This window comes from Flavobacterium xinjiangense (assembly GCF_900142885.1).
Classification (GTDB): domain Bacteria; phylum Bacteroidota; class Bacteroidia; order Flavobacteriales; family Flavobacteriaceae; genus Flavobacterium; species Flavobacterium xinjiangense.
The window spans coordinates 384,453-405,516 of record NZ_FRCL01000002.1; the positions used below are offsets into that span (position 1 = coordinate 384,453).

Annotated in this window: 18 protein-coding genes and 1 rRNA gene; 12 read left to right on the forward strand and 7 right to left on the reverse strand. The window is 34.5% G+C overall.

The features are described 5' to 3' along the window. Positions 1-76: 76 nt before the first annotated feature. Both BUC23_RS03910 and BUC23_RS03915 read right to left on the reverse strand, forming a co-directional pair. Entirely contained in the window at positions 77-1,609 is a 1,533-nt protein-coding gene (locus BUC23_RS03910) for a cryptochrome/photolyase family protein (RefSeq protein WP_073205730.1), read from the reverse strand. A 2-nt stretch (positions 1,610-1,611) separates the two neighbouring features. Further along, positions 1,612-2,253 carry a flavin reductase family protein gene (locus tag BUC23_RS03915; protein WP_073205733.1) on the reverse strand — a complete coding sequence of 214 codons (642 nt, stop codon included), beginning with the start codon at positions 2,251-2,253 and terminating at the stop codon, positions 1,612-1,614. 173 nt (positions 2,254-2,426) lie between these two features. On the opposite strand from BUC23_RS03915, the gene BUC23_RS03920 reads away from it, so the two are divergent. Continuing rightward, positions 2,427-4,811 (forward strand): penicillin acylase family protein, encoded by a 2,385-nt coding sequence (locus BUC23_RS03920; protein WP_073205736.1) that lies wholly within the window; start codon positions 2,427-2,429, stop codon positions 4,809-4,811. A gap of 247 nt (positions 4,812-5,058) precedes the next feature. Beyond that, positions 5,059-6,396, forward strand: a complete 1,338-nt coding sequence (locus BUC23_RS03925) for an FAD-dependent oxidoreductase (RefSeq protein ID WP_073205740.1) — start codon at positions 5,059-5,061, stop codon at positions 6,394-6,396. Positions 6,397-6,453: 57 nt separating this feature from the next. Here the strand turns inward: BUC23_RS03925 and BUC23_RS03930 are convergent, their stop codons facing one another. Both BUC23_RS03930 and BUC23_RS03935 read right to left on the reverse strand, forming a co-directional pair. Beyond that, positions 6,454-6,819, reverse strand: a complete 366-nt coding sequence (locus tag BUC23_RS03930; protein ID WP_073205743.1) for a cupin domain-containing protein — start codon at positions 6,817-6,819, stop codon at positions 6,454-6,456. A 6-nt stretch (positions 6,820-6,825) separates the two neighbouring features. Beyond that, positions 6,826-8,346 (reverse strand): helicase HerA-like domain-containing protein, encoded by a 1,521-nt coding sequence (locus BUC23_RS03935; protein WP_073205747.1) that lies wholly within the window; start codon positions 8,344-8,346, stop codon positions 6,826-6,828. Positions 8,347-8,721: 375 nt separating this feature from the next. On the opposite strand from BUC23_RS03935, the gene BUC23_RS03940 reads away from it, so the two are divergent. The 7 genes from BUC23_RS03940 to BUC23_RS03975 all read left to right on the forward strand — a co-directional run bounded on the left by BUC23_RS03940 (position 8,722) and on the right by BUC23_RS03975 (position 15,362). Next, positions 8,722-9,540: a MotA/TolQ/ExbB proton channel family protein gene (locus BUC23_RS03940; RefSeq protein WP_073205750.1), complete on the forward strand. Its 819-nt coding sequence runs from the start codon at positions 8,722-8,724 to the stop codon at positions 9,538-9,540. Positions 9,541-9,616: 76 nt separating this feature from the next. After that, complete coding sequence (locus BUC23_RS03945; protein ID WP_073205752.1) at positions 9,617-10,231, forward strand: ExbD/TolR family protein; 615 nt, start codon at positions 9,617-9,619, stop codon at positions 10,229-10,231. A gap of 15 nt (positions 10,232-10,246) precedes the next feature. Continuing rightward, positions 10,247-10,795, forward strand: a complete 549-nt coding sequence (locus BUC23_RS03950) for an ExbD/TolR family protein (protein WP_073205755.1) — start codon at positions 10,247-10,249, stop codon at positions 10,793-10,795. 39 nt (positions 10,796-10,834) lie between these two features. Continuing rightward, entirely contained in the window at positions 10,835-11,629 is a 795-nt protein-coding gene (locus BUC23_RS03955) for an energy transducer TonB (protein ID WP_073205758.1), read from the forward strand. Between the two features lie 233 nt (positions 11,630-11,862). Then, on the forward strand, positions 11,863-12,786 hold the full coding sequence (locus tag BUC23_RS03965) for a PstS family phosphate ABC transporter substrate-binding protein (protein ID WP_073205763.1): 924 nt from the start codon (positions 11,863-11,865) through the stop codon (positions 12,784-12,786). Positions 12,787-12,802: 16 nt separating this feature from the next. Continuing rightward, the gene (locus BUC23_RS03970; RefSeq protein ID WP_073205766.1) at positions 12,803-14,470 is read left to right on the forward strand and encodes a tetratricopeptide repeat protein; all 1,668 of its coding nucleotides are present in this window, start codon (positions 12,803-12,805) and stop codon (positions 14,468-14,470) included. A 259-nt stretch (positions 14,471-14,729) separates the two neighbouring features. Beyond that, positions 14,730-15,362: a 7-carboxy-7-deazaguanine synthase QueE gene (locus tag BUC23_RS03975; RefSeq protein WP_073205769.1), complete on the forward strand. Its 633-nt coding sequence runs from the start codon at positions 14,730-14,732 to the stop codon at positions 15,360-15,362. 80 nt (positions 15,363-15,442) lie between these two features. Here BUC23_RS03975 and BUC23_RS03980 read toward each other — a convergent pair whose 3' ends face one another. Both BUC23_RS03980 and BUC23_RS03985 read right to left on the reverse strand, forming a co-directional pair. Then, a complete protein-coding gene (locus tag BUC23_RS03980; RefSeq protein ID WP_073205772.1) occupies positions 15,443-15,985 on the reverse strand; it encodes a YfiT family bacillithiol transferase in 543 nt (180 codons plus the stop codon). Positions 15,986-16,017: 32 nt separating this feature from the next. Beyond that, positions 16,018-16,725: a class I SAM-dependent methyltransferase gene (locus BUC23_RS03985; protein WP_073205774.1), complete on the reverse strand. Its 708-nt coding sequence runs from the start codon at positions 16,723-16,725 to the stop codon at positions 16,018-16,020. Between the two features lie 92 nt (positions 16,726-16,817). Here BUC23_RS03985 and BUC23_RS03990 point away from each other — a divergent pair, with 92 nt between their 5' ends. Next, entirely contained in the window at positions 16,818-17,312 is a 495-nt protein-coding gene (locus BUC23_RS03990; RefSeq protein WP_073205777.1) for a YkgJ family cysteine cluster protein, read from the forward strand. 64 nt (positions 17,313-17,376) lie between these two features. Here BUC23_RS03990 and BUC23_RS03995 read toward each other — a convergent pair whose 3' ends face one another. Next, entirely contained in the window at positions 17,377-18,504 is a 1,128-nt protein-coding gene (locus tag BUC23_RS03995; protein ID WP_244153764.1) for an exo-beta-N-acetylmuramidase NamZ family protein, read from the reverse strand. 203 nt (positions 18,505-18,707) lie between these two features. On the opposite strand from BUC23_RS03995, the gene BUC23_RS04000 reads away from it, so the two are divergent. Together BUC23_RS04000 and BUC23_RS04005 are read left to right on the forward strand one after the other, a co-directional pair. Then, on the forward strand, positions 18,708-19,943 hold the full coding sequence (locus tag BUC23_RS04000) for an ABC transporter permease (protein ID WP_073205783.1): 1,236 nt from the start codon (positions 18,708-18,710) through the stop codon (positions 19,941-19,943). A 900-nt stretch (positions 19,944-20,843) separates the two neighbouring features. After that, a 16S ribosomal RNA gene (locus tag BUC23_RS04005) occupies positions 20,844-21,064 on the forward strand; the annotation flags it as partial.

A 21,064-nucleotide genomic window follows, 5' to 3' on the forward strand; every position in this document is an offset into this window, starting at 1 on the left:
TAAATTTTTATATTAATACTGAGTGTTTAAGTTCTATTAGAATTTAAGCACTCTTTTTATTTAAGGCATTTTCAGTTCAATAGGAATCCATATCTTCAATAATAATATTGGCCTTAATTTTAATTTTATGAATTTCTTCCGGATTCATCTTGTTCAATAGATTCAGCATCATTCCCATGCGTTGGTTTCCTTTGAAATACTCTTTCTTTTCATCCAGGAAATTCCAGTACAAAGCGTTGAAAGGACATGCTCTTTCTCCAAATTTCTCTTTGACATTGTAATGGCATTTGCTACAATTATTACTCATTTTATTGATGTAACTTCCGGAAGAAACATAGGGTTTTGTAGCTATAATTCCGCCATCAGCATATTGTGACATACCGCGGGTGTTGGGCATTTCGACCCATTCAATAGCATCTATGTATACGCCAAGGTACCACGCATCTACTTCATCGGGATGAATTTGTGTCAGTAGCGTAAAATTCCCTATCACCATGAGGCGCTGAATATGATGTGCATAAGCTTCGTCTAAACTTTGATTGATAGCTTGGCTCATGCAATTCATCTTGGTTTTACCCGTCCAGAAAAAATCAGGCAACTTGTTATAGTTTTTCAGGGCATTCATGTTTGCATAATCGGGCATTTCTTTCCAGTAAATTCCCCGAATGTATTCCCGCCAACCCAGAATTTGTCTTACAAATCCCTCTACTTGTGATATGGAGATTTCGGATACATTCTCTTGATAGAAAGCAATAACTGTCTCGATAACCTCTTTTGGCGAAAGCATTTTACTGTTCAAGGCAAATGACAATCGAGAATGAAAAAGGAATTTTTCATCGGTATGCATTGCATCTTCATAATCACCAAAATGTATTAGCAGATTCTTACAGAAGTAATCTAAGACCTCTAAAGATTGCTCGCGGGAAGTAGGCCAGCTGAAATTATGCGAATCGATATTCCCAAAAGTAATTATGCCAGCATCTTTTATTTGAACAATAACTTCAGAAACATTGGCATGAAAATTTTTTTCTGACGGAACAGGAACTTCGCTTTTGTATTTTTTGCGATTATCTGCATCAAAATTCCATTGGTTGCCTATAGGAGTTGACCCATTCATTAAGATATGATGTTTTTTACGCATGTTGCAATAGAAATTCTCCATCAGCAACAACTTTTTGCCTTCAAAAAAATCGGAGAGTTCGTGTCGGGTGGTATAAAAATGTTCAGAGTCAAAAGCCTGTGACTTTATTTTTAGATTGGAACTAATCGTTTTTATTTGTTGATCCAGTCGGTATTCGTCAGGTAACTGGTATTCAAATTTTTCGATTTTATATTTTTCGATACAACTGGCAATGATTTTTTCTAAATCCTGTGGATTGTCCGCATCGGTAATTTGAAAGTAGACTGCTTGATGTCCCTGTGTTTGTATTGCTTTGTAAAAATTCCTCATCGACAGAAAGAAGGCTACAATTTTTTGGATATGATGTTTCACATAATCCGTCTCCTGACGCATTTCTGCAAGGACATAAATTGTATTGTTGTCACTTTCTTGAAACCAAGAGTGTTGTAGGTTTAACTGATCACCAAGTATTAACCGTAGTTTTTTCATTTCTATTTTTTGGAAAAAGAAGTAGTGGGGATTTCTTTACGGGCATATTCAAAACGATCTACTAATTTTGGGAGGCAATACCCATCGAGTCCATTAAGTGCTACAACATTTCCTTTGTCAATTTGTAACCAACCGTCTTTATGTGCCAATTCTTTTTCAAAAAACAAATTTTCGATAGATGCAATCACATGAATGGTATCATTTTCCTTGATGTAATACTCATTTACGTACTTGCAATACAATTGTACCGGACTTCCTTTTACAAATGGAATTGCAATATCATTTTTATACTCTTCTTCTAGATTCGTTTTGTCAAATTCAGAAACACCAAGTTCGTAATTTGCAGAGGTGTGATGAGCATCTTCAATCATGTCAACAGTAATATGATTTACGGTAAAGTAACCCGTTTCTCTGATGTTTTTGTAGGTGTCTCTGGGTACTGTTGTCGGACGCATAATAAATCCGATCAAGGCAGGATTGCTTCCTAAATGGGTGGCACTGCTAAAAATCGCTACATTAGATTTTCCATCAAGTGATTTTGTAGCCAGAAGATTAGCCGATTTATATCCAGTACAGGAATTGATTAAATTCAATCTTTCTACTTTCTCCATTTGAGAAATAGCTTCTTTAGAAATATGCTTCATGTCTTTATAATTTGAAAACAAATATACTTTTTGTTTAAGTAAAAATAAAATAAATTAAACAAAAATAAATATATTTATAAAAAAAATTATTTTTAAAGCTAAAAAGGCGCTGAAAATTAATTATTTAAAATAACTTACAAATCATATATATTTGTTTACCAATTTATTCAAAGATGAAAACATTCAAAAAAGCCCTTCGGGTTATACTTGCCTTACTAGTTATTATAACAACTGCTATAGTTGTTTATGGTTTTTATCTAAAACCAAAATATGAAGGAGTAGTGCAACTGAAAAATATCCAGAAAGAAACTACCGTTTATTTTGATGAATTTGGGGTTCCTCATATTTATGCTAATAACTCAAAAGATGCGATGGAAGCGTTGGGTTATGTTCATGCACAAGACCGATTGTGGCAAATGGAATTGATGCGTCGCATAGCTCCAGGACGATTATCAGAAATATTTGGTTTGGTTGCGTTGAAAAATGATAAATTTTTTGCTGGCCTTGGAATCGAAGAGGCTTCTGCTAAAGCGATTGCTCGATTGGATAAAAACAGTCCTAGTTATCAATTGACGATGGCTTATTTGGATGGAATCAATCAGTATATTGAAGAAGGAAAAACACCTATAGAATTCAGTTTAGTAGGAGTTAAAAAAGAAAAGTTTACTATAAAAGACGTTTATAATATCTTCGGTTATATGTCTTTTAGTTTTGCAATGGCTCAAAAATCGGATCCGTTGTTGACTGATATTCGTAATAAATACGGGATGAATTATCTAACGGATTTTGGTATTGATGGCTCTTTTAATACCACCCGAATTAAAAATGCAAAAGAACAACCTCAGGAGTATGCTGCAGTCGCTAATTCGGTAGCTTCACTTTTAGATCAGTCGCCAATTCCGCCTTTTGTGGGAAGTAACAGTTGGGTAATTGCACCACAGAAAACAAAAAACGGAAAAGTTATATTTGCCAATGATCCGCATATTGGGTTTTCACAACCGGGGACTTGGTATGAAGCTCACATAGTAACTCCAGATTTTGAATTGTACGGATGCTATCTGGCAGGAACACCATATCCTTTATTGGGTCATAACAGAGAATACGCGTATGGTTTGACGATGTTTGAAAACGATGATATCGATTTGTACCAAGAAGAGAACAATCCTTATGATGCCAATAAATACAGAACGCCAAGTGGATTCGCGAAGTATGAAACCAGAAAAAAAATCATAAAAGTAAAAGACTCTGCCGACGTGGTTTTGAACGTAAAAGTGAGCCGCCACGGACCTATTATGAATGATATGATTGATGGTTTGAATAAAGACAAACCAGTTGCGATGTCGTGGATTTACACGCAACAACCCATTCAAATTCTTGACGCAGTTTATACCCTTTCACACGCTAAAAGTAAAGAAGATTTCCATAAAGGAGTGGCATTGATAGCTGCGCCGGGATTGAATGTGATGTATGGTGATGCCAAAGGAAATGTGGCTTGGTGGGCAACCGGCAAATTATACAAACACAACGAAGGCGTGAATACTAATTTTATATTGGATGGCGCCAGCGGCAAAGATGATATTACAGAATATTTGGATTTCTCCAAAAATCCATCGGCGGAGAATCCAGATTGGAATTATGTATATTCTGCGAATAATCAACCGGAACCTATAGACGGTTTTTTATATCCGGGTTACTATCTGCCTGAAGACAGAGCTCGAAGAATCACACAGTTGTTAGACCCTAAATCCAATTGGGATAAAGAATCTGTCAGCAAAATGATTTTCGATAATACGTCAATAGTTACGCCGGAAGTGGTTAAGAATTTAGTTTCGAATGTGAATTACAATGAGCTTTCTAAAAATGAAAAAGAAGCTATCACTGTTTTAAAATCTTGGAAAGGATCTAATAATCTTAACGATGTGGCTCCGACAATTTACAATAAATGGATTCATTTTTATTTAAAAAATACGTTTGAAGATGAACTTGGTGCAACTAATTTCAAGCAGTTTCTAGGAACGCACATTATGAAACAAATTGTTGCGAAACAAATGTCAAATAATAATTCACTTTGGTGGGATAATATTGCCAGTAAAAATGTGAAAGAGACCAGAAGGCAGATTCTCTCGAAATCTTTTGAAGAAGCAATGGCCTCATTAGAAAAGCAACTCGGAAATTCAGTTCCTTCCTGGACTTGGAATCGGGTTCATGTTTTGGAACATCAGCATCCTTTGGGAAAGGTGGCGGCATTGAGAAGAATTTTTAATGTGGGACCCTTTGCAGTTCCAGGTTCTAATGAGGTTATCAACAACCAATTTTTTGATTATACGGATGAAGCGAAATATGTGGTAAAAGGAGGTCCGTCAACGAGAAGAATTATTGATTTTTCTGATATAGAAAACAGCTGGAGTATTTTGCCAACGGGACAATCCGGAAATCCGCTGAGTTCTCATTACAGTGATCAGGCTGAGCTATACAATGCCGGAAAGTTTAGAAAAATGAAAATGAATAAAGCGGAGATTGTTAAGACTTCGACGAAATTAGTTTTCATTGCCAAATAAAAAAAATAGGTTGAAAGAGTTGTCATTATACCGATATTCTGCTTTTCTGTTTAAAACTGGTTTTGTTGACGGCAGGATTCGCGTGAGGGAGTGTAGTGGAAATCCTTTTTTGAGGAACGAAAAAAAGATTGCAACGAAAAGCCCGACCTGACCTTTTTGGGAAGGTCACGCCCAAATAAATCTTCTAAATTGACTGATTCTGTTGATAATTACTTAATTTTGCGAACTTACACTTACTTTTTTCTTGATGCAAACTCCTAAAAAAATAGCAATTGTTGGTTCCGGGTTAGTCGGTTCCTTATTGGCTATTTACCTCCGTAAAGCAGGTCATACTGTTCATATTTATGATCGTAGTCCAGATATTCGACAAATTCAATTTTCGGGGCGTTCCATAAATTTGGCAATGTCTAACCGGGGTTGGAAAGCGTTAGATGCCGTTGGAGTAGGGGATGATGTTCGAACTATTGCAATACCCATGGACAAACGGGCCATACATTTAGTTGACAAACTCAATTTTCAGAATTACGGTCAGGAAGGCGAATCTATTTATTCGATTTCGAGAGGTAGTTTGAATAGAAAAATGATAGACTTAGCTGAGAGTGCGGGAGCAGAATTCTTCTTTGAGCATAAGATTTGGGATGTCACCTTAGAGGATGCTACTTTGCACATCGGTGAAACGGAGCGCGGTGCTTGGGAAGATAAGAAGTATGATATGGTTTATGGTGCCGATGGTGCTTTTTCAAGGATTCGTCACCGTATGCAGCGCCAGAGCATGTTTAATTACTCGCAGGAGTTTTTAAATATGGGTTATAAGGAACTAAATATTCCGGCAAATGCGGATGCTTCCCATAAATTAGATAAGAATTCTTTTCATATATGGCCACGAGGCGAGTATATGCTAATTGCGTTGCCGAATTTAGACGGTAGTTTTACCTGTACTTTGTTTATGCCTTTTGAAGGAGAAAACTCTTTTGCATCTTTAACAGACAGAAAATTGGTTGAGGAGTTTTTTGAAAAGAATCTTCCCGATACGATTGATGTTATTCCGAAATTAGCCGAAGATTTCTTCAAGAATCCTACGAGCACGCTCGTAACGATGAAATGTTTTCCATGGACATATGATGATAAAGTGGCGTTAATTGGTGATGCTTGTCATGCTATTGTTCCCTTTTATGGGCAAGGTATGAATGCCGGTTTTGAAGATATTTCAGTACTTCAGGAAATGATCGAAAAGTATGGCGATGATTGGAAAATGATCTTTTCAGAATATGAAAAATCCCGTAAACCCAATGCAGATGCGATTGCGGAACTTTCCTATCGCAATTTTATGGAAATGAGTTCTAAAACGGCTGACGAGAAATTTTTGTTGCAGAAGAAAATCGAAAAGTCTTTTTCTGATAAACATTCTGATAAATGGATTCCACTTTATAGCAGAGTGACATTCAGCGATCGTCCTTACGCAGAGGCCTTGGCTATAGGCGATTATCAAAACGCCATTATGGAAGAAGTTTTGAGAATGGAAAACATTGAAAATATCTGGGACAGTAAAGAAGTAGAAAATAAGATTTTGTCTCTTTTGGAATAAAAAATAACAATCAAAATTCAATTCTATTACTTTAGAATTGAATTTTGATTGCCGCTGTTAATCCTCTTCGCGATGCACTTTTATAAAATCGAAAGCCGGTGTGCAAATAGCAATGTATTCGCAGGCTACGTCAAAAGGATTGGAATATTGAACTCGGGTGTTTTTCTCAATTTTTATGGATTGACCCGTTTCAAGAATGATGATTTCTCCGTCAATGTTAAATTGTTTCTTCCCTTTAACAATATAAGTGTATTCTTCAAATTCAGGCGTCTGAAATGGTTCGCTCCATTTTGGTGGCGCAATCATGTGTGCAATTGAGATTTCTGGATTATTTGTGGTTGCAATTCCATGATGTTCTTCTATAAGTTTTCCATCAGTTGTTGGAACTACAAAAGGATTTTTTTGAATAAAATATTTTTTCATTAGCGATTACTTTTTAAACATTTTGGACAAAACCCCAAAAGCGCCTCTTATAAAAGTAGCACTTGTCAATACTTTAAGAACGGATTTGCCTACAACATCAGCTGTGCTCGGCCCTTTACTTTCTTCTTTTTTCTCTAACTTCTCTTCTTCTTGTTCTGCGACTTCCTGTTCAGCCACTGCTATTTTTTTGTTAAGCATTTCATAAGCACTTTCGCGGTCAATAAGTTCGCTATATTTTTTTACCAGCTTCGATTTGTTGTTTATTTCCTGGATCTCACTTTCAGTCAAAACATCCATTCGGCTCATTGGAGCTCGCATCATAGTAGCGGCAAGTGGCGTAGGGATTCCTTTTTCATTCAGCGCCGTCACTAATGCTTCTCCAATTCCTAAACTGGTCAGTACTTCATCGGTTTTATAAAATTCTGAAATCGGATAATTATCGGCTGTTTTTTTGATAGCTTCTCTATCATTTGCAGTAAAAGCTCTTAACGCATGTTGTATCTTTAATCCTAATTGTGCCAAAACACCACTAGGGATATCCATAGGGTTTTGAGTTATAAAATACACACCAACTCCTTTAGAACGAATCAGTTTAACAATGGTTTCTATTTGTTCTAGCAAGGTTTTACTTGCTTCGTTAAAGATTAAATGGGCTTCATCAATAAAAATAACTAGTTCAGGCTGATCCATATCTCCTTTTTCCGGCATTTGCTGATAGATTTCAGCTAATAAACTCAACATGAATGTGGAGAATAATTTAGGTTTGTCTTGAATGTCTGTCAAGCGGATAATATTGACATATCCTTTTCCATTTTCATCAAAACGCATTAAATCTTCGATGTCAAATGACATTTCTCCAAAAAACAGTTCTGCTCCTTGCTGCTCCAGTTCAATTATTTTTCTTAGAATTGTGCCCGTTGTAGAAGTGGATATTTTACCATAGTTTTCTTCAATTTCATCTTTGCCTTCCTCGGTAATATAATTGATTACTTTTTTGATGTCTTTTAAATCCAATAAGGCCATCTTATTATCGTCACAATATTTGAATATTACTGAAACAACTCCGGCTTGAGTATCATTCAAGTTTAGTATGCGAGAAAATAAAACAGGACCAAATTCTGAAACAGTGGCGCGAAGACGAACTCCATTTTGTTCTGAGATAGTTAGCAGTTCAACGGGAAAGCTGGAGGTAGAGTAAGGGATGTTTATTTTAGCATGGCGTTCGGTTATAAAAGCTTTTTCTTCGCCTTCTTTTGCGATACCACTAAAATCTCCTTTAATGTCCATCATTAACACCGGAATTCCAAGCGAAGACAATTGTTCGGAGAGTACTTGGATAGTCTTAGTTTTTCCAGTTCCGGTTGCTCCCGCAATTAATCCATGGCGATTTAATGTTTTCAAAGGTATTTTGACTTGTGCATCAGCTAAAGCTTCACCATCAAGTATAGCGCCGCCCAGAATGATGCTTTCCCCTTTTGAATTGTATCCTTCATTAATGTTTTTTATAAAAGCATCTTTTCTATCCATAATTTAATCAAATTTAAATTAATTGCAAGTTATTGTTTTTTTTTAAAATGGCGTTATTTTTAGTATTTACTACTGTTTTATTGCTTTTTTGTTAAGAATTGTTAAAAAAAATATTTTATTTGTCTTTCGCCTGTATATTAACATATTGTCACTATATTTCATAATATTGTATGTTTGTATAAGTTAAATGTTTAAATTTATTATATATTTTGATATAAATGCAAAGTAATGGAAGGTAGTGTATTTATTGAAATAAAATTAATTACAATAAAATAAAAAAAAGTTTTTTTATTTAAACTAAAAATATAAATTTGCTCCACTACAAGTTTATTATAACTAAAGATTATTATTTAAAACTATTAAAATTAAAAAAAAATGGCAAACGTTAAAAAAGAAAACGGATCAAAAGGAGGAGGAATGATTTCAGGAATCATTATTGTTGCATGTGTTTTTGTTGGATGGATTGTATGGAATTTTATAATGGGTAATGGTGCTAATTTCGAAGGTGGAGTTAATACAGGTCACCCAATACCAGGAAATTATTTAGCAATGGTTTACAAAGGAGGTCCTATTGTACCAATTTTATTAGGATGTCTTTTAATGGTTATTGTATTCTCTTTTGAGCGTTTTGCAGTAATTTCAAAAGCAGCTGGAAAAGGAAATTTAGATACTTTCATGAAAAATGTTCAAAATAACATCACTAATGGAGATATTGATGGTGCTATCGCTTTGTGTGACAAACAAAAAGGATCAGTTGCTAATGCAATCAAATCTGCTTTGTTGAAATACCAAGACGTTAAAAAAGAGGGATTAGATAGCGAAGCTGCTGCTGAAACTATCCATAAAGAAATCGAAGAAGCTACTTCATTAGAAATGCCAATGTTAGAAAAACATATGACTATTCTTTCTACTTTAGTTTCTTTAGGAACTCTTGCAGGTTTGTTAGGAACAGTAACAGGGATGATTAAAGCGTTTGGTGCGTTGGCTTCTGCTGGTACTCCAGATCAAGCTGCACTTGCAAATGGTATTTCTGAAGCTTTGATTAACACTGCAACAGGTATCTCGACTTCAGCTTTAGCTATTGTTGCTTACAACTTTTTTACTTCTAAAATTGATACTTTGACTTATTCTATTGATGAGGCTGGGAATACAATTGTAAATACTTACAGACACTACAGAAGTACTCAAAAATAATTAATAATTTAATTTATAAGAAAATAGCAATCTTGTAATAAGATCTATTTTCTTATAAATATTAAAAAATATATTAATGGCTATAAAAATGTCCAAAAAAGCAGCGTCTATTGATATGACGGCTATGTGTGATGTGGCTTTTCTTTTGCTGACTTTCTTTATTTTGACTGCTACAGCTAAGATTCCGGAAGCATTGCCAGTAGACACTCCTGCTTCAACAGTTCAGACTAAGTTACCGGAAACGGATTTGGCTACAATTACTGTTGGAAAAGGAAAAGTATTCTTTGACTTAAAAGGAAGAGAAGTTCGTAAAAGAACTCTTGAATTAATGGGTCAAAAATACGGTGTAGCGTTTACTGAAGAGGAAGCAGCAAAATTTGCTCTTATGGAGGGAATTGGTGTTCCTATTTCAAACCTTCAGCAACTTCTTGCAATGAAAACTGCAGACAGAAGTAAAGAAGGAGTGCAGCCGGGTGTTCCTAAAGATTCGCTCGACAATCAGTTGAAAGAATGGATTTACAATGCTCGTATTGCAAATATCGAAGTAGATGATAAAGAATTGCAAATTGCTATTAAAGGTGACGCAAAAGAAGAATATCCAGCTATTAAACAAGTTATGGATATTTTACAAGACCAAAAAATCAATAACTTCAATTTAGTTACTGGTTTAAGAGCAAAAGATAAAAACTAAAAAAAATACACTAAAATGGCTGAATTAAATACCGGCGACGGTGGTGGCAAAAAAGGTGGCAAGGTAAGAAGTAAAAAATCAGGCTCAAAAGTAGATTTAACTGCTATGGTTGATTTAGCATTCTTGTTAATTACTTTCTTTATGCTTACTACTACGTTGTCTAAACCTCAATCGATGAGTTTGGGTTTGCCAGATAAGGAAGATGATAAAAATAAGGATAAGCCAATCAAGGTTGATGAGAACCGTACTATGACAATATTATTAGGTGATAATGATAAAATGACATATTACATGGGTTTATTAGCAACTCCAATTGCTGGTCCTAAAGAAATTTCTTATGGTAAAGAAGGAATTCGTAAAGAATTACAGAAAAGAAGAAAGTCAGTTCTTGAATACACAGGTAATAAAGATAAAGGGATGATTGTAATTATCAAACCGAGTAAAAAATCAAATTACCGTAATTTAGTAGATATTCTTGATGAAATGGCGATTGTGGATGTGCCAACATATGCTATCGTTAATGATTTTACTCCTGAGGAACAAAAATTGTTAGAAGGTAAATAAGATTTATCTTATTACTCAATAACCTAATAACTAAGAAAAATGAAATTAGATATATTCACAAACCAATGGCTTGATATTGTATTCGAAGGTCGTAATAAGGCCTATGGTGCTTATGAGCTTAGAAAAACGAATAACAAGACTACGGTTAAAGCTCTTGTGCTTGGCGCAATTGTTTTTGCTCTTGCAGTTAGTGCTCCACTTATTGTAAGTCTTCTTCCTGATTCTTCAGATGATACTGAGACATTAGATACGAAAATAACAACAATTAAGTTGCCGCCTAAGAAAGAAGAAGTAAAAAAAGATCTTCCGCCACCACCGCCGCCACCTCCAAAAGTGGATCAGGTAAAATTTGTTAAGCCAGTTGTGGCTAAAGCAGATGAAGTAACTGAAGAGCCGCCAAAAATTGTTGAAATAAAAGACAAAAAATTAGGTGCTGAAACTATTAAAGGTGATCCAGATGCTGAATTGACAGTTGAACCAGTAGGTACTGGTCCTGCGGCAGTTGTTGAAGAGGATAATCAAATTTATAATACTGCTGGTATCGAGGTAAAACCAGAATTTCCAGGTGGTATGGATAAATTTTACTCTTATGTAGGTAAAAATTATCAAACACCTGAAGAAGATGGTTTGAAAGGTAAAGTGTATGTTACATTTGTAGTTGAAAAAGATGGTTCATTAACGGATATCAAAGTAATTAGAGATATTGGTTACGGTACAGGAAAAGAAGCTATTCGTGTTTTAAACAAATGTCCGAGATGGAACCCTGGAGAGCAAAATGGTAAAAAAGTAAGGGTGCTTTACTCTCTTCCTATTACTATTCAATCTGCAGAATAATGTTAAATAACATAGTAAATAATATTAAGAAGAAATCGCTTAAAGAGCGATTTCTTCTTGTTTTAGGAATTTTGTTTTTTCTAGTTTACCTTATTTTAGGTTTATTTATTATCTTTATGAAGAATTTTCCTCTTGCGATTCAACCAAATTATAGAATTGCTTTTGGGGTGTTACTTATTGTATATGCCTCTATTAGATTCTTCCGAATTATTAATGATAATGTCAACTAGATTATGAAAAAGTATAGTAAAATTTCGTATTTTGTTTTTCTTGCAGCAATTGTATTTTTTTTTGCATGCAACCAATCTAAGAGTTCAAAGAACAAGGAAACCATACTTAAAGGCTCAGCTACTATTTACGTTGATGAAACTCTAACTCCTGTTATTGAAGACCAGGTTGAAATTTTTGAAAATAAATATGAAGCCAAAATTAAACTTATTTCTAAATCAGAAGCAGAAACTGTGAACTCGTTATTTAGAGAGAAGTCTGCAATTGCTATTTTGTCCAGAACTTTGACAGCTGAAGAATTACAGGTATTCGAACAAAAGAAAATAGTTCCTAAAATAACAATGTTCGCTACTGATGCAGTTGCTTTAATCTCCAATAAAAATAATAATGATTCTATTGTGGCGTTAAAGGATATAATTAGTTTTATGCAAGGGAATGCAGTTCCGTCTATTAAAGGATTAGTTTTCGATAATCCAAATTCAAGTACCGTTCGTTACATGAATTCTTTAGCGGGAATCAAGGCAATACCTGAAAAAGGTGTGTTTTCTTTTAAGACCAATGATGAAGTTATTAAATATGTTTCTGAAAATGAGGGTATGATTGGGATTGTTGGGGTTAACTGGCTTTCACAGCCTATGCCGGCAATGCAAAAATATGTTGATAATGTAAATACATTAAACGTAAAAGGGCTGGAAAGTGAAAAAGCTTTTGCGCCAACTCAGAATAATATCGCAGAGAGAAAATACCCTTTGGCACGCGATTTGTATATTATCAATTGTCAGGGATATTCTGGATTAGGAATGGGCTTTGCTTCATTTGTAGCAGGAGATATAGGACAGAGAATAATTTTAAAATCTGGATTGCTTCCTGTCCGTATTCCCGGAAGGAATATAACAATTAGGAAAAATATTGAAAACGATAAAAAATAAATTAACTACAACAAAGATGAATAAATTTAAAATTTTTAGTGTTGCTTTATTGGCTTCGGTAACCGTGAGTCAAGCTCAAGATATAAATCAAGCAAAAAAAGCAATTGACGCAGAACAATTTGACAAAGCGAAATCGATGTTAAAATCGATCATCAAAGCTAAACCAAGTAATGGAAGAGCCTCGTTTCTTTTAGGAAATATCTACCTTAATCAAAGTGTTACTGATTCTGCTAAAATCTATTTTCAAAAAGGATTAGCTGGTAGTGATAATGGAAAACTAAACTATATCGGTTTAGGACAAATTGATTTAGATAGTAATAATAAAGCTGCGGCTCAAACTAATTTTGGATTAGGTACTAAAGGAATTAGTAAAAAAGACGTTGAAGAATTGGTATATGTAGGTAGAGCTTATATGAATGCTGAAAAGCCAGATTATAAAAGTGCCATTGCAATTTTGAATCGTGCTAAAATTAATAACCCATCAGATGCACAAGTGCAATTGGCATTAGGAGATGCTTATTTTGGGGATAACAATCAAAATGAGGCGTATGTAGCTTACAGAAATGCTTTTCAAGCAGATAATTCGTTATTAAGAGCTAAAATGCAATTAGGAGTTTTGCTTAAAGGTGCGAAATCTTATGATGAGGCAATTAAAGCATTTAATGAAGTAATCGCTTTAAACCCAAATTATGGTCCGGTTTACAGAGAACTTGCGGAAACCTATTATAAAATTGCTAGAAATAAACCTTCAAAATCTGTAGAGAGTTTGAAAACGGCGATTGGGTTTTATGATAAATACATGAGTTTGACGGATTATTCTCTTGCTTCTCGTATGCGTCATGCTGATTTCCTTATTCTTGTGGGTGACTACAAAGCATTAGAAATTGAAGCTAATAAAATGAAACAATTAGACAAGGTTAACCCGAGAATTTTACGTTATTTGGGTTATGCGGCGTACGAAAACGGAAATGTTGATTTAGCAAAAACATCGTTAGAAAGTTTTATTTCAAATCCAGCTAACAAGATTATCGCTAAAGATTATATCACTTTAGGTTTGGTGAAAATTAAAAAAGGAACTAGTGCTGATGGTCTTTCGGTTAATCCAACAGCTTTCAAAGAAGGTTTAGCAATCATCAAAAAGGGAATTGATCTTTTACCTATAGCAGTAGAGGACTTGAATGAAGTAGGTAAAAAATTATTTGCTCAAAAGTTATTCAAAGAAGCAGCTGCGATTTTTGAACTTAGTACTAGCAATAAAGAGTCGAGAAATTATTTAGATGATAATGTTTATTACGGTTTATCGTTATATTATGATAATAACAGAAAAGACGTAAAAGCAGATCCTATTGCTCTACAAAAAGCAGATGCTGCTTTTGCTAATGTAATTGTGGCATCTCCTGACTATCAAGAAGCTTATTTGTATAGAGCGAGAACAAATAGATTGCTTGAAAATGATGCTGTAATGATTAAAGCATACCAAGATTACGTAGATAAGACTACACAAAAGGGAGCTGAAGAATTAGCTAAACCAGCTGTGAAGACCAAATTTATAGAAGCTTATAATAATATTGCAGTAATCTATTCTAAAACGGATAAAGTAAAAGCAAAAGAATACTTAAACAAAACTCTTGCTATTGATCCAGCTAATCAATACGCATTAGACGCATTGAAAACTTTGAAATAGTTTTAAATATTTCAACATTTATAAAACCGATAGTTCCAAAAGAACTATCGGTTTTTTTTTGAGCTAAACTTCAGGATTAATTGCTAAGACTGGACCCGCTATTCGCTCTATCTTTTTTAAGGTCAAAAAAATGCCCTTAAAAAAGGATGCCGCTTCTATCGGGGCTAGTAGTTATTATTAGTGATTTTCAGCAAGCATTTTCTAAATATCAAATTAACTCCCTTTCAAATTAACTATCTTTGCACTTTAAAATAAAATAATGTTATCAAAAGAAATACAATTAGAAGTTAATAAAGGCGCAATGCTTCCATTGATGGAAGAATTTTACACCATTCAAGGAGAAGGATTTCACACAGGAACTGCAGCTTACTTTATTAGAATTGGAGGATGTGATGTGGGCTGTCATTGGTGTGATGTTAAAGAAAGCTGGAATGCGGAATTACATCCGCCAACAAGTATTGACTTAATAGTTGCTAATGCAAATAAGTATGCCGATACTGTTGTCGTTACTGGTGGAGAACCTTTAATGTGGGATATGACTTTACTTACTCAAAAACTAAAAGATCAGAATTTAAAAGTACATATTGAAACCTCGGGGGCCTATCCACTTTCCGGATCTTGGGATTGGATTTGTCTTTCGCCAAAGAAAAATAAATTACCTACAGAAACCGTTTATGATAATGCGCATGAGTTGAAGGTAATTATTTACAATAAACATGATTTTATTTTTGCAGAAGAACAAGCTGAGAAAGTAAATCCGAATGCTATTTTATTTCTTCAACCAGAATGGAGTAAAAAAGAAGAGATGACTCCGTTAATTGTGGATTATGTAATGAACAATCCAAAATGGCGTGTATCGTTACAAACACATAAATATTTAAATATTCCATAATAAAAAAATACCCCAAAATGTAATTACATTTTGGGGTATTTTTATAAAAGATTAGATCTTGAATTATTTGACTAACGAAATTACCAAGCTTTTTTCTTTTTCAATTCCGTAATATGTGCTAAATGGTGGTTTCCGTGCCATGCATAGGTTCCAATTATTTCCTTGATTGTAAATTCGCTGTTATGTTCTGGATGAATGAATGTCTTTTCTAAATCTTCTTCATCTAAACTTTTCATTAAATAAGCCAATCGAAAGTGTAATCCTTCCAGAAAAGACAATGTAGGTTGAATAGGCATCGTTAAATTATCATGCATTTCTGCCCAAAGGTCTTCATGGTAATATTTTATTATAGGCTTGTCTTCTGTCAAAGTCCATTTAATTCTGATAAAACAATTCATATGGCTATCTGCACAATGATGAATCACTTGACGAATCGTCCAACCATTTTGTCGATAAGGAGTTTCAAGTTGCTCGTCTGTTAAATAGATTACCTCTTTTTTTAATCGCTCTGGAAAACTTGCGATTTCAGCTATTTTTTCTGCTAAATAATTGCTTGAATATGATTCGGGTGCAATAAACTTCCCAATAGGATAACGTAATTTATCTAATAGTAAATTTTCCATAATTTAATTAGTCTTTGGTGTTGGTCCTTTTTTTAAATCGAAAGCTTCGCCAAATAATCATAATGCTCGCCTTCAAGAATTAATTCACATTGAAATCCATTATCTAAAGCGGCATTTTGCAAAGTATTATAATCAATGAACATCCAGTCGAATGGTCTTTCTTTCTCGCCTTTGTAGGAGATATTAAAAACTATTTCACCATAATATTCATTTTTTGAAGGAATCCATTTTCCACCGTCTTCATCATCATCAAACATATATATGATATCTGAACTATCCAACAATATTTGTCCTCCAGGATTTAATAAAGATTTCAGTTTTAGGAGAAAATTCGGAATGTTTTTTAATTTTCCGCACATTCCGGCCCCATTCATTAAAAGTAATATAGTGTCGTATTTCTCGTTTTCTAAAGTCATTACATCCTGAACTTTGGCATTCTTTAATCCACGAAGTGTGCATGCTTGGATTGCATTTGCCGAAATGTCAATTGAAGTGACATCTAAATTCCGTTCGTTTTTTAAAGACAAACTATGGCTACCCGCGCCACAGCCTACATCTAAGATTTTACCTTTGGCAAGTTGCAAAGCTTTTTGTTCCATTTGAGGCATTTCATCGTACGATCGAAATAAATAGGCAACGGACATTTCATCTTCTTCAGAAATGGTTGTCTCCGTAATTAAATCTTCGGGAGCATTATTAGTTTGATAATCAAGTATGGCTTTGCCAAAAAGATCTTTCATTAGAGTTGGTGTGTTAATTTAGTTATTTGTTGATTTGTTTTAAGTAATTTCGCAAAATGTTTTATCGAATAACCGAATAGACAACTCTACGAATGAATACTATTTTAAACAATCTTCCTAAAGAAGCCAAAGATAAGCATATCGAAAACAAAAAGTATTTCGATAAGCTGAAAAAGAAGACGCCAAAGAATTTAGATTATGTCATGCAGGATTTACATGATGCTGAATTTAAAAAGACTGATTGTTTAAAATGTGCCAATTGTTGTAAAACTACGGGACCTTTATTTACCGATGCCGATATTGAGCGTGTTTCAAAATATCTCAGACAAAAACCACAACAGTTTATCGAACAATATCTCCAAATAGATGAAGACAGGGATTATGTTTTGCAAAGTGTGCCTTGTACTTTTCTGGATAATGAAAATGCTTGTATGATTTATGATGTTCGGCCAAAAGCATGCAGAGAGTTTCCCCATACGGATAGAAAGAAATTTCAACAAATTACAGATTTAACGCTGAAAAATGTTGCTATATGCCCAGCAGCTTTTAATATTGTGGAGGAAATGAAGAAGAAATTACCTCTTTAAAAATTTCTGTCTCGTCTCCCTTTCCTTGGAGGAGGGAGTCCCGAGGCTTCGGGAGGGTAGAGGATTAATATATCAAATATTTAGATCTCATTACCTTAAACTCAAGGAGTCCTTTCTTCCAGCTTTCTCTGATTTCTTTTTCTGCGATTCCACTTTCTATTTGTAGCTGTAGTTTTTTAGTTCCAGCCAATTTTGTAAAAAAAGCATTGAAGAATTTCGATTTGTCTGTAGTTGAATTATAGGCTTTAATTAGCCATTTCAATTCCAGTTGATTCACTCTTGGATAGGTTGATAAATCTTCCCCATAACAAAGCACTCCATTGTAAACTGGGTTTTGTGCACCTAAATTTGGTTTCGGAATAAAACTAAAATCACTTTTTGGTAAATAAGGTGAACCATAAATTTGAAATTGCTTCTCAGTACCGCGACCGACACTTACATTCGTTCCTTCAAAAAGACATAAACTGGCATATAAATTCACGGCTTGATCATTCGGAAGATTTGGGGATGGTTTAATTGGTAAACTGTAATCCATTTTTCTGTTGTAATTAAGACACGGAATAACGGTCAATTTGCATTGGATTCTATTTTTCAACCACTTTTCACCATTAATCATTTTGGCATATTCACCAATAGTCATTCCGTGAAGTAAAGGAATTGGATGCATTCCCACAAAACTAGCATATTCTTTTTCTAGAACTGGCCCGTCAATAATAGTTATATTGGGATTAGGTCTGTCAAGAATCAATAGCGGAATGTTGTTTTCGGCGCAAGCTTCCATAATATAATGTAAGGAGGAAATATAGGTGTAAAATCGAGCACCAACATCTTGTAAGTCAAAAACCAGAATGTCAATTCCAGCCAGTTGTTCGGGTTTTGGTTTTTTATTTTCACCGTATAACGAAATAATTGGCAGTCCAGTTTTAGAATCTTTTCCATCAAATACATGTTCGCCCGCATCTGCAGTTCCACGAAAACCATGTTCGGGAGCAAAGATGGTTTTGACAGCAATATTTTTTCCTAATAGAAAATCAACCAAATGAGTTTTATCTGATAGGATTCCGGTTTGGTTAGTTACGATTCCTATTTTTTTGCCTTTTAATATAGGAAGATAAGCAGTGTAATTATCGGCACCAGTTTTAATCCTATTCTCGGAAACACTTGTTACTTTTATTAAACTGTCGTTTTTCATCTCCTGCGCTTGCGTTTTTTTGGTCGTACAAGAGATTAAAGTTGCAAATAAAAATAAAAGAAAAAATGTATTTTTTATAAATGGCGTCATGTGATAAATCATAATAAAATTAATGTCTATTAGTGTAATTCGTGTTTTAGCTGTATTTTTGGCACAAGCGACGCAAACTGGCTTAGCAAATCTAAAATAGAAATTGAATCAACTTGAATTTAGAATACTTCATTGCCAAAAGACTCATCACTGCTAAAGATTATAAAAGTAGCATATCTGCGCCAATTATAAAAATTGCAATTTCGGCAATTGCTATCGGTATGATCATGATGATTGTTTCCGTGGCGACGGGAATTGGCTTGCAACAAAAAATTAGAGAAAAGGTTTCTGCTTTCAATGGACATATCATTATTTCGAATTACGACAACAATCAGTCCGAAGTTACGCTTGTGCCTATTTCTAAGAAGCAGGATTTTTATCCAAAGTTTACTTCTGTTCCAGGAATAAGTCATATTCAAGCCATCGCAACAAAAGCCGGAATTATAAGAACCGAGAAAGCTTTTGAAGGAATTATTCTAAAAGGAGTTGGAAAAGATTACAAATGGAATAATATTAAGGAATATCTAATTTCGGGTAAACTGCCTGATTTTTCTAAAGGCCTAAATGAAGAAGTGCTGATTTCGCAATTCCTCGCTACTAGACTAAATTTACAAGTTGGTGATTCCTTCAATACATTCTTCATAAAAGAAGGTCAAAATAAACTACCCAACATCCGAAGATTCAAAATCACGGGAATTTTCAACTCTGGTTTTCAGGAATTCGACGCTACTTATGTAATAGGAGATATTCGTCACCTGCAACGTATTAATAAATGGAGTCCAGATGAAGTAGGAGCTTTCGAAGTTTTTGTAAATGATTTCAACAATATAAAAACAACTGGCGAGCAGGTCTATGAGGAAACATCTTCTACACTTGATACGAAAACCATAATCGAAAAATATAGCTACATATTCGAGTGGCTTCAATTGTTCGATTTAAATATCATAATCATATTAGTGGTTATGATATTAGTGGCAACAATCAACATGGTGGTTGCGCTATTAGTTCTTATTCTCGAGCGAACCCAAATGATAGGAATATTAAAGGCATTAGGTGCAGATAATTGGTCGGTTAGAAAAATATTTCTCTACAACGCCTTTTATCTTATAGTGAGAGGATTGTTTTGGGGGAATTTAATTGGGATATCTTTATTATTAATCCAGCAATATTTTGGAATAATCAAACTCAACCCAGAAAATTACTATGTCAACCAAGCACCAGCATATCTTAACTTGGGTTATGTACTATTATTGAATCTACTCACGGTCACCGTTTGTTTCCTAGTGTTATTAATTCCTTCCTATATAATAACCAAAATATCTCCTGTAAAAGCCATTCGTTTCGACTAGATTTTCATTTGGGCGTTTCCCTTTATAAAAAGGAGGCTATTATCGATTAAGGTGATAACCTCTTTTTTATAAACGGTCGGGCTATTCGCTGCAAGTCCTCGTCAAGTTTCGTTTCACTTCACTTTCCTGTGGGCTTTCCACTGCTATCCCTAACGCGCGAAGCGCTTCATCGACTTGGTGGTTCAGTCATAGATGAAATCTCTTTACCTTATATATAGGAGGAAATTGTCTGATTAGAATATTCCATTTCTACATATATATAGTGACATCGACAGCTTTTTATTCATAAAGTCATCCTTTTCTTGGGGAAGTCCCGAGGCGTCGGCCGGGGAGAGGAAAAAACTTTACTTTCAAAATTCACGTTTCCAGCGAGTTAAAGCGAGCGTTAAGAAAACGTCAAAAAAAAGCGTTTAAAAAGCTTGCGAAAGCGAATAAAGGTGGTACTTTTGCACCCGCAACAAGCATACGTTCTTTAACAAACTGACAAGTATTCTGAATCTGAAACGAGAATTTATTTTCAAAAAAAAGATTTCAAAAAGCTTGTGAGATTAGAAAACGGATGTTACATTTGCACCCCGCAAAACAAGCAAAGTTCCTTGACAAATTGATAAGAAAACGAGAAGAAAAAGAAAACGAAAATTTTCTAAAAAAACTTCAAAAATTTCTTGCCAGTTAAGAAAAGAAGTTGCACTTTTGCACCCGCTTTGAGAGACACACAATGTGAGTTAAACAAGACGAGAAACAAGAAGAACACGTTCCTAGACATATTGAATTGACAGCCGTCTCGTCCAAAAGACGAGACAAATAATAAAGAGTAATAGAATCGAAAGATTTGAAAAAACCACTAGAACTTCAGTCACATAAACAAAGAGGTCAGATTTATCTGGACTCACACAATATACGATGAAGAGTTTGATCCTGGCTCAGGATGAACGCTAGCGGCAGGCTTAACACATGCAAGTCGAGGGGTATAGGTTTTCGGACCTAGAGACCGGCGCACGGGTGCGTAACGCGTATGCAATCTACCTTTCACAAAGGGATAGCCCAGAGAAATTTGGATTAATACCTTATAGTAATACGACTTGGCATCAAGATGTATTTAAAGATTTATCGGTGAAAGA